General features: G+C 73.2%; 9 protein-coding genes. All 9 read left to right on the top strand.

Going from position 1 to position 14747, the window contains the following annotated elements:
- The first annotated feature begins 313 nt into the window (after nt 1–313).
- The 9 genes from AB0D10_RS21570 to AB0D10_RS21530 all read left to right on the top strand — a co-directional run bounded on the left by AB0D10_RS21570 (nt 314) and on the right by AB0D10_RS21530 (nt 14644).
- Nucleotides 314–1858, top strand: a complete 1545-nt coding sequence (locus AB0D10_RS21570; protein WP_360258632.1) for a cytochrome ubiquinol oxidase subunit I — start codon at nt 314–316, stop codon at nt 1856–1858.
- A 45-nt stretch (nt 1859–1903) separates the two neighbouring features.
- The gene (gene cydB, locus AB0D10_RS21565; RefSeq protein ID WP_360258629.1) at nt 1904–2938 is read left to right on the top strand and encodes a cytochrome d ubiquinol oxidase subunit II; all 1035 of its coding nucleotides are present in this window, start codon (nt 1904–1906) and stop codon (nt 2936–2938) included.
- Nucleotides 2939–2942: 4 nt separating this feature from the next.
- The gene (cydD, locus tag AB0D10_RS21560; protein ID WP_360258626.1) at nt 2943–6437 is read left to right on the top strand and encodes a thiol reductant ABC exporter subunit CydD; all 3495 of its coding nucleotides are present in this window, start codon (nt 2943–2945) and stop codon (nt 6435–6437) included.
- Between the two features lie 148 nt (nt 6438–6585).
- Entirely contained in the window at nt 6586–8397 is a 1812-nt protein-coding gene (locus AB0D10_RS21555) for a GAF domain-containing protein (RefSeq protein ID WP_360258860.1), read from the top strand.
- Between the two features lie 202 nt (nt 8398–8599).
- Complete coding sequence (locus AB0D10_RS21550; RefSeq protein WP_360258623.1) at nt 8600–9043, top strand: hypothetical protein; 444 nt, start codon at nt 8600–8602, stop codon at nt 9041–9043.
- Nucleotides 9033–9437: a hypothetical protein gene (locus AB0D10_RS21545; protein WP_360258620.1), complete on the top strand. Its 405-nt coding sequence runs from the start codon at nt 9033–9035 to the stop codon at nt 9435–9437. Before AB0D10_RS21550 ends, AB0D10_RS21545 begins: the two co-directional genes overlap by 11 nt.
- A 431-nt stretch (nt 9438–9868) precedes the next feature.
- Nucleotides 9869–10903 (top strand): substrate-binding domain-containing protein, encoded by a 1035-nt coding sequence (locus tag AB0D10_RS21540; protein WP_360258617.1) that lies wholly within the window; start codon nt 9869–9871, stop codon nt 10901–10903.
- A 192-nt stretch (nt 10904–11095) separates the two neighbouring features.
- A complete protein-coding gene (locus AB0D10_RS21535; protein ID WP_360258615.1) occupies nt 11096–11692 on the top strand; it encodes a hypothetical protein in 597 nt (198 codons plus the stop codon).
- 279 nt (nt 11693–11971) lie between these two features.
- Nucleotides 11972–14644: a hypothetical protein gene (locus tag AB0D10_RS21530; RefSeq protein WP_360258612.1), complete on the top strand. Its 2673-nt coding sequence runs from the start codon at nt 11972–11974 to the stop codon at nt 14642–14644.
- The last annotated feature ends 103 nt before the right edge of the window (nt 14645–14747 follow it).

The raw sequence follows: 14747 nt of genomic DNA, 5'->3' as shown, positions 1-14747 counted from the left end.
GGCCTGTCAAGCGCCGGTTCGGCCAAGAACCCGCCGGCATCCGCCCGCTCGTTCGTTGCCCCGCCACCGGCCCGGTCCGCAGACTGTGCGCACCGCACCGCACACGGTGACCGCACCGTGACGCACCCCACAGGGCTGTCAACTCCACCCCACCTGCAGTTCCCCCGTAAGGATGGTGGATACTGATGCTTGTGAACGTGTTCACGTTCACAAGCGGACAAGCTTGCATGGTTCGGCAGCGGTCTACGGCTATAGAAGATGTTTGTCCGGAATGAGCCCGTCGGAGTACGGGCCGGCTGGGAGAGAGGGCGACGTGGAACTGGCAATCGCTCACGAGACCATCGCGCGATGGCAATTCGGCATCACCACCGTCTACCACTTCCTCTTCGTTCCGCTCACGATCAGCCTGGCCGCGGTCGTGGCCGGCCTGGAGACCGCCTGGGTGCGGACGAACAAGGAGAAGTACTTCCACGCGACCAAGTTCTGGGGAAAGCTCTTCCTCATCAACATCGCGATGGGCGTCGTCACCGGAATCGTCCAGGAATTCCAGTTCGGCATGAACTGGTCCGACTACTCCCGCTTCGTCGGCGACGTCTTCGGCGCCCCGCTCGCGATGGAGGCGCTGATCGCCTTCTTCTTCGAGTCCACCTTCATCGGCCTGTGGATCTTCGGCTGGGACAAGCTGCCGAGGAAGATCCACTGCGCCTGCATGTGGATGGTCGCGCTGGGCACCGTGCTCTCCGCCTACTTCATCCTGGCCGCCAACTCCTGGATGCAGCACCCCGTCGGGTACGCGATCGACCCGGCCACCGGCAAGGCGCAGCTGACCGACATCACCGCGGTGCTGTTCCAGAACACCACCCTGACCGTCGTCGCCCACACCCTGACCGCCGCCTTCCTCACCGGCGCCGCCTTCATGGTCGGCATCTCCTCGTTCCACCTCTGGAAGGCCAAGCGGAGGCCGGAGACCGCCGACGCGAAGAAGACCGCCTCGATGCGCACCTCGCTGCGGCTCGGCCTGGTGCTCGCCGTGGTCTTCGGCGCCGGCACCGCCCTCAGCGGCGACGAGCTGGGCAAGGTCATGTTCGAGCAGCAGCCGATGAAGATGGCCGCCGCCGAAGCCCTGTGGGACACCCAGTCGCCCGCGCCGTTCTCGGTCTTCGCGGTCGGCGACGTCAGCAAGGGCCACAACTCGGTCGCGCTGGAGGTCCCCGGAATACTCTCCTTCCTCGCCCACAGCGACTTCAGCTCCTCCGTCCCCGGCATCAACGACACCGCCGCGGCCGAGGCCGCCCAGCACGGCGGCGACCCCAAGGACTACATCCCGAGCATCTTCGTCACCTACTGGGGCTTCCGCCTCATGATCGGCTTCGGGATGACCTCCTTCGTGGCCGGCCTGATCGGACTCTGGACCACTCGCAGGAAGTTCCTCCTGCGGCCCGAGTTCCGCACCGGCGAGACCGAGGTGCCCCGGCTGATGCTCACCCCCGGGCGTGAACTCGGCCCGCTGCTGACCACGTGGAGCTGGCGGATCGGCATCCTGACCATGGGATTCCCGCTGATCGCCAACAGCTTCGGCTGGATCTTCACCGAGATGGGCCGTCAGCCCTGGGCCGTCTTCGGCCTGATGACCACCTCCAGTGCGGTCTCGCCCAACGTCGGCGTCGGCACCCAGATCGGCGCACTGGCGACCTTCACCACGCTGTACGCGATCCTCGCGGTCGTCGAGGTCCGGCTGCTGGTCAAGTACGCCAAGGCCGGCCCGGTGGTGACCGAGCAACCGCCCACCGAGGACCCCTCGCTGCGCGGGCCGTCCTCCGGCGAGGACGCCGACAAGCCGCTCGCCTTCGCGTACTGAGGCACCCGGGACGACTGAGGACCACTGGGGAACTGAGGATCTGACATGCAACTCCACGACGTCTGGTTCGTGCTGATCGCGGTCCTGTGGATCGGCTACTTCTTCCTGGAGGGCTTCGACTTCGGGATCGGCATCCTGACCAAGCCACTGGCCCGGAACACCGCCGAGCGCCGGGTGCTGATCAACACCATCGGCCCGGTCTGGGACGGCAACGAGGTCTGGCTGCTGACCGCCGGCGGCGCCACCTTCGCCGCCTTCCCGGACTGGTACGCGACGCTCTTCAGCGGCTTCTACATTCCGCTGCTGGTGATCCTGGTCTGCCTGATCGTCCGCGGCGTGGCCTTCGAGTACCGGGCCAAGCGTGACGGTGCCCGCTGGCAGCGGAACTGGGAGGAGGCCATCTTCTGGACCTCGCTCCTGCCCGCCTTCCTCTGGGGCGTGGCCTTCGCCAACATCGTGCGCGGCGTGGACATCGACGCGCAGAAGAACTACGTCGGCACCCTCGGGGACCTGCTGAACCCGTACGCGCTGCTCGGCGGCCTGGTGACGCTCTCCCTGTTCACCTTCCACGGCTCGGTGTTCGCCGCGCTCAAGACGGTCGGCGAGATCCGTGAGCGGGCCCGCAGGGCCGCCCTGCAAGCCGGACTGGTGACGGCCGTGCTGGCCCTGGTCTTCCTGGTCTGGACGCAGGCCCACAGCGGCAACGGCCGCAGCCTGGTCGCCCTGGTGATCGCCGTGCTGGCCCTGGCCGGCGCCCTGGTCGCCAACCAACTGGGCCGTGAGGGGTGGGCGTTCGTCCTCTCCGGGGCGACCGTCGTGGCCGCCGTCGCGATGCTCTTCCTGGCGCTCTTCCCGAACGTCATGCCGTCCACCCTGAACCCGGCCTGGAGCCTGACCGTCGGCAACGCGGCATCCTCGCCGTACACGCTGAAGCTGATGACCGTCGTGGCGGCGGTCTTCACCCCGCTGGTGCTGCTCTACCAGGGCTGGACGTACTGGGTGTTCCGCAAGCGGATCGGCGTCCAGCACATCCCCGGGCACGCCCCCGCCGCCCCCGCCGCCCCGCTCGACCGGGCCTGACGCGATGAAGCCGGTCGACCCCCGACTCCTCGGGTACGCCCGCACCACCAGGGCCTTCCTCGCCGGATCCGTGCTCCTCGGCGCGGCCGGTGCGGCCCTGGTGGTCGCCCAGGCGGGTCTGATCGCCGAGATCGTCGTCCGCGCCTTCCAGCGCGGTGCGACCCTCGCCGAACTGACCGCGCCGCTGCTGCTGCTCGCCCTGACAGCCCTCGGGCGCGGGCTGGTCGGCTGGCTCACCGAACTCACCGCGCACCGGTCCGTCGCCCGGGTGAAGTCCACCCTGCGGCTGCGGCTGCTCGACCACGCCACCGCGCTCGGCCCGTCCTACCTGGCGGGCCGGCGCACCGGAGAACTCACCACCCTCGCCACCCGCGGCGTCGACGCACTGGACGACTACTTCGCCCGGTACCTGCCGCAGCTGGCGCTGGCCGTGGTCGTCCCCGTGATCGTGCTGCTGCGGATCGTCGGCGTCGACTTCACCTCGGCCGCGATCATCGCCGGGACGCTGCCGCTCATCCCGCTGTTCATGGTGCTGATCGGGATGGCCACCCAGTCCCGGATGGACCGGCAGTGGGACACCCTGGCCCGGCTCTCCCACCACTTCCTCGACGTGGTCGCCGGGCTGCCCACCCTCAAGGTGTTCAACCGGGCCCGCACCCAGGCCGCCACCATCGCCCGGATCACCGCCGACTACCGCCGGGCCACCCTGCGCACCCTGCGGATCGCCTTCGTCTCCTCCTTCACCCTGGAGCTGCTCTCCACCCTGTCCGTCGCCCTGGTCGCGGTCACCGTCGGCTTCCGGCTGGTGGACGGCACGCTCGACCTGGAGACCGGGCTGCTGATCCTGGTCCTCGCCCCCGAGGTGTACGTCCCGATCCGCCAGGTCGGCGCGCTCTACCACTCCAGCGTCGAGGGGCTGACCGCCGCCGACGAGCTGTTCCGGGTGCTGGAGACCCCGCTGCCCGCCACCGGCACGGTGCCCGCGCCCGACCTGGCCGGCGCCCTGATCGAGGCGGACGGGCTGGTCGTCCACCACCCCGGACGGACCGGGCCCGCCCTGGACGGCGCCGCGCTGACCCTGCGTCCGGGCTCCAGCACGGCCGTGACCGGCCCGAGCGGCGCCGGCAAGTCCACCCTGCTGGCCGTCCTGCTCGGCCTCACCGCCCCCGGGACCGGCACCGTCCGGATCACCGCCGCCGACGGCCGGTCCCACGCCCTGGCCGACCTGGAACCCGGGAGCTGGCGGCGGCAGATCGCCTGGGTGCCGCAGCACCCCCACCTGTTCGCCGGGACGGTCGCCGACAACCTGCGGCTCTACCGGCCCGACGCGACCGACGAGCAGCTGTGGACGGCGCTGCGGGCCGCACACGCGCTCGACTTCGTGACCGACCTGGCCGCCGGGCTCGGCGAGGACGGCGCCGGGCTCTCCGCCGGGCAGCGCCAGCGCCTCGCCCTCGCCCGGGTGCTGCTCGCCGACGACCGGCCGCTGGTGCTGCTGGACGAGCCCACCGCCCACCTGGACGGCGCCTCCGAGGCGGCCGTCGTGGACGCCGTCCGGACGCTCGCCGAGGACCCGGCGCGCACCGTGCTGATCGTCGCGCACCGGCCGGCCCTGCTGGCCGTCGCGGACCAGCGGGTCCGGCTGCTCCCGCCCCCGGCCGAGGGCCTCCCCGCCGCAGGACCCGTCCCCGCCCTCGCCCACAGCGGCCGCCCGACCGCCGCCCCCGCCGTCCCCGGGGAGCCGGAGACCGAGGCCGGCAGCACGCCCCGGCTGGCCCTGTCCGTCCTGCTCGGGGCACTCGCCCTCGGCTGCGCCGTCGCGTTGATGGCCACCTCCGGCTACCTCATCTCCCGCGCCTCCGAGATGCCGCCGGTGCTCTACCTGATGATGGCCGTCACCTCGGTCCGCGCCTTCGGTATCGGCCGCAGCGTCTTCCGCTACGCCGAACGGCTCGTCTCGCACGACGCGGTGCTGCGCACCCTCGGCACCCTGCGGGCCGCCGTCCACCGGCGGCTGAGCGCGCTCGCCCCGGCCGGCCTGCCCGCCTTCCGGCGCGGCGACCTGCTCTCCCGGCTGGTCGCCGACGTGGACGCGATCCAGGACCACTACCTGCGCTGGCGGCTGCCGGCCGCCGTGGCCGGCGTGGTCGCGCTGGGCTCGACGCTGGCGATGGCCGCCTTCCTGCCCGCCGCCGGGGCCGTGCTCGGCCTCGGACTGCTGCTCGCGGGCGTGCTGGTGCCCGCCCTGGCCGCCCGCTGGTCGGCCGGCGCCGAGCGGCGGCAGGCCCCGGCGCGCGGGCGGTTGGCCACCACCGTGGTGGACGCCTTCACCGGCACGGCCGAACTCACCGTGGCCGGCGCGCTGCCCGCCCGGCTCGCCGCCGTCCGCGGCGCCGACGCCGCGCTGACCCGGCTGGCCGCCCGCTCGGCCGCCACCACGGCGCTCGGCACCGGACTGATCGCGCTGCTCACCGGGCTGACGGTGACGGCGGCGGCGGCCGTCGGCGTCCAGGGGGTGCGCGGCGGGGCGCTGGCGCCGGTCTGCCTGGCGGTGGTGGTGCTGACCCCGCTGGCCGCCTTCGAGGCCGTCACCGGGATGCCGCTCGCCGTCCAGGCCCGTCAGCGCAGTCGCGCCGCCCGGGCCCGGCTGGACGAGGTGCTGAACGCCCCCTCGCCGGTGACGGAGCCGGCGGACCCGGCGGAACTCCCCGGTGAGCCGTTGCCGGTCGCGGTGCGTGGGCTGACCGTGCGGCACCCCGGGCAGGCGTCCGACGCGCTCGCCGGGGTGGACCTCGACCTCGCCCCGGGCCGCCGGATCGCCGTGGTCGGCCCGTCCGGCTCCGGCAAGACCACCCTTGCCCAGGCGCTGCTGCGCTTCCTGGAGCCGGGCGCCGGGAGCGTCACCTTCGCCGCCGGCCGTCCACAGGCTGTGGACAGCCGGGAGCTCGCGGGCGAGGACGTCCGCCGGGTGATCGGGCTCTGCGCACAGGACGCGCACGTGTTCGACAGCTCGCTGCGGGAGAACCTGCGACTGGCCCGGCCCGACGCGGACGAGGACGAACTGCGCGCCGCGCTCGCCGCCGCCCGGCTGCTGGACTGGACGCGGAGCCTGCCGGACGGCCTGGACACCATGGTCGGCGAGCACGGCGCCAGGCTCTCCGGAGGCCAGCGCCAGCGCCTCGCGCTCGCCCGGGCCCTGCTCGCGGACTTCCCCGTACTGGTCCTGGACGAGCCCGCCGAGCACCTCGACCTGCCCACCGCCGACGCGCTCACCGCCGACCTGCTGGCCGCCACCGAGGGCCGCACCACCGTGCTGATCACCCACCGGCTGGCCGGGCTGGACGACACCACGGTGGACGAGGTGCTGGTGCTGGACGGCGGCCGGGTGGCCGAGCGGGGCCGCTGGTCCGAGCTGGTCGCCGACCCGGACGGGCGGCTGCACGCGATGTGGCGGCGGGAGCGGGAGGCGGACGGGCTGCTGGAGCCGGCCGGGCGCTGAGACCGGGCCGCCGATCCCCGTGCGCCCGGTGTGCCCGCCGTGCCCGCCGTGCCTGACGGGCCCGCCGTGCCCGCTGATCGCCGGTGGGGGCCGGTCATGCCGTCCTTCGTCTGAAAAGCGTACAAACTAGGCTTTCTGCATGGACCCGATGCCGGACGTTCCCGAGGCCACCCCCGAGGCCACCCCCGAGCCGACACCCCATCGGGTGCCCGAGATCGCCTCGCTCGGCCTGGACACCCTGGTCACCGAGGTCGCCGAGCGCCTGCAGTCGGCCGCCGCCGTCACCGACCGGATGCAGCGGCTCCTGGAAGCCGTGGTCGCCATCGGCGCCGGCCTGGACCTGCACGCCACCCTGCACCGGATCGCCACCGGCGCCGCCGAACTGGTCGACGCCCGCTACGCGGCGCTCGGCGTGATCGCCCCCGGCGGCACCGGCCTGGCCGACTTCATCCACGTCGGCGTCGCCGACGAGACCGCCGCCGAGATCGGCGACCTGCCCGCCGGCCGCGGCGTCCTCGGCGCGCTCATCGACCGCCCCGAACCGCTACGGCTGGCCGACCTCGGAGCCGACCCGCGCTCCTCCGGGTTCCCGCCGCAGCACCCGCGGATGCAGACCTTCCTGGGCGTGCCGATCCGGGTCCGCGAGGAGGTGTTCGGCAACCTCTACCTCACCGAGAAGAAGGGGGGCGGCGCCTTCACCCCCGAGGACGAGCAGGTCGTGCACGCCCTCGCCGCCGCGGCCGGCGTGGCGATCGAGAACTCCCGGCTGTACGAGGAGGGCCGCCGCCGCGAGCGCTGGATCGCCGGTGCCGCCGCCGTCACCACCGCGCTGCTCTCCGCCGAGCAGGCCGAGACGGCCCTGACCGTCGCGGCCGAACAGGTGCGGGAGCTGGCGGACGCCGCCCTCGGCATGATCCTGCTGCCGACCGGCCCGGAGGGTGAGGAGGACGGGCAGATGCGGGTCGCCCACGCCTCCGGCGAGGTGGCCGAGTTCGTCCGCGGCGAGCTGCTGCCCAAGGAGAGCTTCGCGGCCCGGCTGCTGGAGGGGGAGAGCGTCCGTCTGGACGACATGTCCAGCGACCCGACCGTGGTGATGCGGCTCGCCCGCCGCTTCGGCCCGTCCATGGCCGTGCCGATGATCGCCGCCGGGCGGGTGCTCGGCGGCCTCTGCGTCTGGCGGCCGTGCGGCGCCCGGCCGTTCACCGACGGCGAGAAGCAGCTCGCCGAGACCTTCGCCTCCCAGGCCGCCCTCGCCCTGCGGCTCGCCGAGGGCCAGCGCGACCAGCAGCGGCTGGCCGTCTTCCAGGACCGCGACCGGATCGCCCGGGACCTGCACGACCTGGTGATCCAACGGCTGTTCGCCACCGGGATGATGCTGGAGAGCGCGGCCCGGCGGGCCATCGTCCCGGAGGTGCGGACCGGCATCGGCAAGGCGGTCGACGAACTGGACGCCACCATCCAGGAGGTCCGCACCACCATCTACGCCCTCCAGCACGACAACCACGGCGACGCGCCCGACACCCTGCGCACCCGGGTGCTGCGGGAGGCCAGCCAGGCCGCCGCGGCCCTCGGCTTCAAACCGGCGGTGAGCTTCGTCGGCCCGGTGGAGAGCCTGGTCGGCGAGAAGACCGGCCGTCAACTGCTGGCGGCACTACGGGAGATGCTGTCCAACACGGCACGGCACGCGCGGGCCTCCCGGGTCGGCGTGGAGATCGACGCCACCGTCCACCTGGGCGACGACGGCCGGCCGGTCGGCGGCGACCCGGAGTCACTGGATCGCAGCGGCCGCCCCGGCGTGCTGCTCTCCGTGACCGACGACGGGGTGGGCATCCCGGAGGGCGGCCGGCGCAGCGGGCTGCTCAACCTCACCCGGCGGGCGGAGGCCCTCGGCGGCGACGCCTGGCACGAGGGCGGGCCCTACCGGAAGGGCACCGTGGTGCGCTGGACGTCCCGGCTCTGAGGGTGTTCCCAGGGGCTGTCCGGGCGGGTTCCGAAGGCATTCGAAAAGCCCTCGGGTAAAGACAAGTGAAAGTTAAACGAGAGAGAACTTCCCGACCAACGGAGCAAGTTGTGAACGTTCTGGGCTTTCCGGGGCTCTGTGTGCACACATAGCTTTGCTCCGCTCGGAGGGGAAACCGGAAGGTAACCGGACGGAGGGGGCAGTGGACGCTTCCGGCCGCGGTCACACCGCAGCAGGGGCAAGTCGAGGGGGGTTCCGCGCCGAACGGACCGCGGACGGGCGCTACCGCTGGCAACTGAAGGCGCCCAACGGCCGGGTGGTCGCGATCACCCCGGCCGCGTTCGAAACGGCCGGTGAGGCCGAGCGCTGCTTCGACGGCCTGCGCGTCGGGGCGGCCGAACTGACCGCCCGCATCACCCACGTCCGGGACGGCATCGGCTGGATCTGGGTCGTCCCGGGTTCGCGCAACCTCCCCGAAGTGCGTTCCAGCCGCGCGTACGAGCGGTACGCGACCTGCCAGAACGCCTTCCGGCGGTTCGTGGTGCTGCTCGCCAAGCAGCCGCCACGCGAACTGCCGCCGCGCGAGTTGTCGCCGCGCGAACTGCCTGAGCGCGCAGTGCCGTTGAGACGCACCGATGGCCACTGAGCGGCGCGGTCCGCGGCTGCTGGTCGTGCCCGCGGCCGACCGCTGCCTCGGCTGGGCGCTGCGCGCCGCCAACGGCCGACCACTCGGCGTCGGCGTGCGCACCTACCGCACCGAGGAGGAACTGGCCGAAGCGGTCAGAGAGTTGCTGATCGAGCGGGCCGCGCTGCGGTGCTCGATCAGCCAGTCCGAGGGGCGTCAGTGGGTCTGGGCCGCCTCCCTGCCGGTGCGCAGCACCCGGCCGGGGGCGGCCTCCGCCGTTCCGGTCGCCCGCAGTGCCCGCGGGTACCTGCGGCGCGACCAGTGCCAGGCCGGGATCGATGGATTCCTGGCCGCTCTGCAGTGGGTGGGGCAGGAGCTGCGCCGTTCGGGGCGCGACGGCCGCCGGCCGCTGTAGCCCGCCGCCCGCGTGCCGCATGCCGTGGTCAGCCGCCCGCATGCCGTGGTCCGTCGTCGCCGTGCGGTGGTTCGCCATCGCAACGGCACGGTTCGCCGCCGATGGGTCGTGGGCGGCGTTCCGTTCGTGCGTTTCCGGTGAAGCCCAGGTTTCCGGCAACACCCCGAGCAGCCTCCTGGAGAAGAACGTCGACCGGGTTCGGAGGCCCGGTCCCGCCCCTGTCGCGTCAACGCTGACCAGTGCCTAAACCTCGCTGAACCGATGAGTCGACATTCCCCGGCGGCCCTCGACCTCCCTTCCGGCGGAACCCGCCCGCCGGACAGGATCTGCACTGCCGGACAGGCCGCAGCGGACGCGGCCACCGGCCCCGAACTCCCGACCGGAGCAAGGGTTCACGCGATGGACGTCTCTCCCACCGGAGGAAGAGAAACATGCGTAAGACCGCTGCCAACCTGCTTGCCGCCGCCGCGCTGGCGACCTCGGTCGCCACCGTCTTCGCCGGCACCGCCGTCGCCGACCCGGCCGGCCTGCCGAACTCCCAGGACATCGTGGGCGTCGGCTCGGACACCACCCAGGCCGTGCTGAACCAGCTCGCCGCCGACTACAACGCGACCCTGACCAACCCGAGCGACCCGCACCTGTACAGCTGGGACGCGATCCCCTCCGGCACCATCACCACCAAGTCGGGCGCCACCGCGATCACCCGCCCGAACGGCTCCGGCGCCGGCATCACGGCGCTGAACGCCAACACCAGCGCCACCGTCGACTTCGCCCGCTCCTCCCGCGCCCCGCAGGCGAGCGACCCGACCACCGACGACTTCGTCGCCCTTGCCAAGGACGCCGTCGCCTGGGCCGCCCCGGCCACCGGCAACGCCCCGGCGAACCTGACCACGCAGAACCTGAAGGACATCTACACCTGCACGGTCACCAACTGGAACCAGATCAGCGCGTCGCTCCCGAACGCCACGATCAAGCCCTTCCTGCCGCAGGCCAGCTCCGGCACCCGTTCCTTCTTCCTGACCACCATCGGTGGCGGCACCGCCGTCACCCCGGGCGCCTGCGTCACCAGCGGCACCCAGGAGAACCAGGGCAGCGACCCGGCCCTGGCCGACGTCAACTCGGTGGTCCCCTACTCCGCCGCCCACTACATCGGCCAGGTCTACTTCGGCAAGGGCAGCGGCGCCGACGTCCAGGGCCCGCTGACCATCCGCAGCGTCGACGGCGTCGCCCCGGTCGACACCGTGAACAAGACCATCAGCTCCGCGTTCGCGGCCACCGCGTACTCCCGCGTGGTCTACAACGTCTTCCGTGACGCCGAGTGGACCGCCACCGACGCCCACGGCACCGCCCTGCGCGCCATCTTCGGCAAGGGCGGCTGGATCTGCACCAAGGGTGCCGCCGACATCAAGAGCTTCGGCTTCCTGCCGCTGTCCTCCTTCGCCTGCGGCAGCGTCACCCACTCCTGAGCCACCCCGCACCTCACCGGCGGCCGCGGGGCCTCGCCCCCGCGGCCGCCGGCCCGGTCCGACGACGAGCCGGGATCCGGACCTCCGGGTGCCCGCCGCCGGAGTCCCCCGCCCGCGGCGGTGCCATCCGCGCATGAGCTTCTTCGAACCGCACGACCGGAACACACCTCTCCCTCTCCCAAGGAGTTCAGCATGTCCCGCATCAGCGCCCGCCTGGCCTCGTCCGGTGCCGCCGTCGTCCTCGCCCTGACCGCCGCGAGCGGTGCGGCCGTCGCGGACACCCCCGCCACCACGCCGGCCGCCGGCCAGGCCGTGATCACCACCGACGTGAGCTTCCTGTCGAACGCCGCGCGCAACGGCATCGTGGTCATCCCGCTCCAGCCCGCCAACCCGGCGTTCGACCCGAACGCCGGGCTCACCGTGACCCTCCCGGTGAGCGGCGGCGCCGCGAACATCCCGGCGTTCTACGGCGACGTGCAGTTCGGCGGCGGCCTGCTCTTCCTGAACCTCGCCACCGGCCGGAGCGTGACCTTCAAGCAGCTCGACTTCTCGGTCGCCAACGGCTACTTCACGGCCGTGCCGACCGGCTCGACCACGCCCGTGCCGCTGCTGGACCCGGCCGGTGACAACGTGATCAACCGCACCGGCCTCACCCAGAACCTGAACTCCTCCAGCTTCCAGGTGGACGCGGAGGGCGCGAGCTACCTCGACGCCAAGCTCGGCACCACGTTCTTCACCGCCGGCCAGCAGATCGGCAAGCTCGCGCTGTCCTACACCCCGGCGCACTGAGCCCCGGCGGGCCGGACCCCGGCGCACCGAAACCCCGGCGGGCCGAACCCCGCCGCGCCGAACCGCAGATCGGCGGGCCCGCGCCTCGGCGTGGGCCCGCTGCTTGTGGAGTTCCCAACTCCGGTACGGAGTCGCCGCGTTGTGGTCTCGTACACCTGGCCGACCGGATCCCGCCACATCCGGCTGGCCGAATAGTACGCACGGAACCGTCCGTCCCCAGCGCGATCGACTCCCTCGCGCCGCCTCCCTCGGCGGCCCGCATCCCCCGGAGGCCCCGCCATGAGAAACCGCGTACCCGACCCGAGAGACCGAGGGCGGTGGCGCCGTCGACTTCCGGCCCTGGCGTTCTCCTGGGCCGTCGTCGCGGCGCTCGCCGTCGTTCCGATCGGGTTGGGCGCGGTGCCGCAGGCGCACGCCGACTCGGCTGTGACGGTGCCGGGCCCGAAGGTCTGGATCCCGGCCACCAAGCAGTACGGGCCGGCGGGCAGCGTGACGGTCTCCCAGACGGCCAACCTCACCAACCAGGTCCTCCAGGTCTCCTGGACCGGCTTCACCCCGACCGTCGCGATCGGCGACAAGTCCCCGGTCGCGGTGGCGCAGAAGGAGTCGACCAAGATCCTCTACGCGGTGCGGATCTACCAGTGCCGCGGCACCGACCCCGCGGTGACCGACTGCTACGGCAGCACGCTCTACGGCGGCGACCGGTCGAAGGGCTTCGAGCAGCCGCCGCGTCCGACGCGCCTGGAGACGCCGGAGTGGCCCTCCAACCAGGTGATCGCCGCGACCGGGCCGGACGGTTCGGGCACCGCCTCGATCGAGGTGTGGAGCGCCAAGGAGAGCGCCACGCTCGGCTGCGACGCGACCCACCCGTGCTCCCTGGTGGTCGAGCCGAACTACGGCGGTGACCCGCTCGACCTCTTCCAGGTCCTCGACGGCGGAGCCGACTGCGAGTTCCACGACCTGGACGACGACCCGGACGGCTTCACCGCCGCCGACGGCATCATGCGCCCCGGGCCGGCCTTCCAGAACTGGAAGACGGGGAACCGCACCAGCGAGCAGTGCGCCTGGAAGCACCGGACCGTGGTCCCGCTCGGCTTCGCCCCCACGCCGGACGCGTGCGCGGCGAGCAACCAGGCCTTCGGGACCGCCGGTCTTGAGATGGCGAACCGGGCGATGCAGCAGTGGCGGGCGGGCCTGTGCCTGGGCGGCTCGCCGATGACCGTGGGCTACGTCCCGGCCGGCGGCGAGCCGCAGGCCCGGGCGGCGTTCCTGGCCGGCAGCAGCACCACGGAGGTCGCACTGACGGCCCGGCCCGACGGTTCACCGGCCCCGCGGCCCTACGTCTACGCGCCGCTCGCCACGACGGGCATCTCGGTCACGTACGTGGTCGACGACCCGTCCACCGGCCGGCAGATCCGCGACATGAAGCTGAACGCCCGGCTGGTGGCCAAGCTGCTGACCCAGTCCTACGCCACACCCGGCGCGGCGATCCCCTCGGTGGCCGGCAACCCGGTGTGCCTGTTCACCGACCCCGAGTTCAAGCAGCTGAACCCGGAGACCACGGCCAACGGGATCCACTGGCCGAGCAGCTGCGGCGGGATCCTGACGATCTACCCCGGGGTCCCCGGCGGCACCACCGACCTGACCTACCAGGTGACCTCGTGGCTGGCGGCCGATCCGGACGCGGCCCGGTTCCTCGACGGCGAGCCGGACCCGTGGGGCATGCACGTCGACGGCTTCTACCTGAAGCCGAAGTTCGCCGGCTACCCGACGGAGGCCTTCCAGACCCAGGACTTCACCGGGCCCGACCGGGACGACCCGGGCGTGGACTACCGGCACTGGAAGCAGTACGAGTGGAATCCGTCCATCGACGGCCTCGGGCGCGTGCTCCGCAACCTGATCCAGAACCAGCCCAACTGCCAGGAACCGAACATCGACCCCGCCACCGGCGGTCACAAGGCGTGCGCCGCGCAGCTTCCCGGCCAGCGGGCGATGCTCGCCATCATGGACACCGCCCAGGCGAAGGCGTTCTCGCTGCCCGAGGCCGCACTGCTCAACCCGGCCGGCTCCTTCGTGTCGCCCACCACGGCCGGCTTCCAGGCCGCCGTCGCCGACATGCCGACCGGCGCCGCCACCGGGGTCCAGCAACTGCCCTACGGCACGCCCGACACCGCGTTCTCGCGGGACCAGCGGGCGTACCCGCTGAGCGTCGTGCAGTACGCGATGGTGCCCACCGGCGGACTGTCCGCCGAGAAGGCCGCCGCGATCTCGCGGTTCCTCAAGACGGTGACCACCGACGGCCAGACGTACGGGCTCGCCCCCGGGCAGCTCGCCCAGGGCTACCTGGCGCTGACGCCCGCCCAGCGGCAGCAGGCCCAGGAGGCCGTGCAGCACGTCGAGGCGCAGGACGGCAAGCTGCCCGGCAACCAGACCGCGCCGCCGACCCCGGGCACCGACCCGGGCACCCCGGAGAGCGGGAACGGCGGCACCCCCGCGGCCGGTTCCGGCGGCACGACCGGTGGCACCACCCCGGTGACCGAGTCCGGCACCGGCGGCTCCACCGCCGACGGCGGCTCCGGCGGCACCGGGGCCGGCTCCTCCGACGGCCTGGCCGGCAGCGGCTCCTCCGGGAGCGGGCTGTCCGGCACCGGTACGAGCGGGACGGGTACGGCCGGCGGCGCCGCGGCGCCCGGCGCCCCGGCCGGCGCCAAGCCCGGCGCGACCGCGGGCCCCTCCGCCGCCCCCTCGGGCGGCCCGCTCGCCGCGGCCCCGGTCGGCACCCCGGTGCCCGACCGCCCCGGCACCGCCCGGCTGCTGCTGCCCGTCGCGCTGATCGCGGGCCTGGTGCTGCTGGTCGGCGGACCCGCCGCGCTGTTCCTGGGCGGCACCCCGGCCGGCGCGAAGGTGCTGGCCGGAGCCCGCGCCCAGTGGTCGCGACTGCGCCGCAGGTAGGAACCCGCGCTCGGCGGGGCCGCCGCCACGGCCCCGCCGAGCGCTTCCCTCCCGCCGGGGCAGCCCCGGACCCTCACCGAGCACGCCCGTTCCCGAGCACGGA

It is taken from the genome of Kitasatospora sp. NPDC048545, from assembly GCF_040651155.1.
Classification (GTDB): Bacteria; Actinomycetota; Actinomycetes; order Streptomycetales; family Streptomycetaceae; genus Kitasatospora.
Note: the sequence above shows the minus strand (reverse complement) of the source record. Positions and strands in the feature narration are given on the sequence as shown.

Coding starts and splice junctions, on each gene's coding strand:
- AB0D10_RS21540 (WP_360258617.1), top strand. CDS start 9,869: ATGCGTAAGACCGCTGCCAACCTGCTTGCCGCCGCCGCGCTGGCGACC.
- cydD (WP_360258626.1), top strand. CDS start 2,943: ATGAAGCCGGTCGACCCCCGACTCCTCGGGTACGCCCGCACCACCAGG.
- AB0D10_RS21530 (WP_360258612.1), top strand. CDS start 11,972: ATGAGAAACCGCGTACCCGACCCGAGAGACCGAGGGCGGTGGCGCCGT.
- AB0D10_RS21545 (WP_360258620.1), top strand. CDS start 9,033: ATGGCCACTGAGCGGCGCGGTCCGCGGCTGCTGGTCGTGCCCGCGGCC.
- cydB (WP_360258629.1), top strand. CDS start 1,904: ATGCAACTCCACGACGTCTGGTTCGTGCTGATCGCGGTCCTGTGGATC.
- AB0D10_RS21535 (WP_360258615.1), top strand. CDS start 11,096: ATGTCCCGCATCAGCGCCCGCCTGGCCTCGTCCGGTGCCGCCGTCGTC.
- AB0D10_RS21555 (WP_360258860.1), top strand. CDS start 6,586: ATGCCGGACGTTCCCGAGGCCACCCCCGAGGCCACCCCCGAGCCGACA.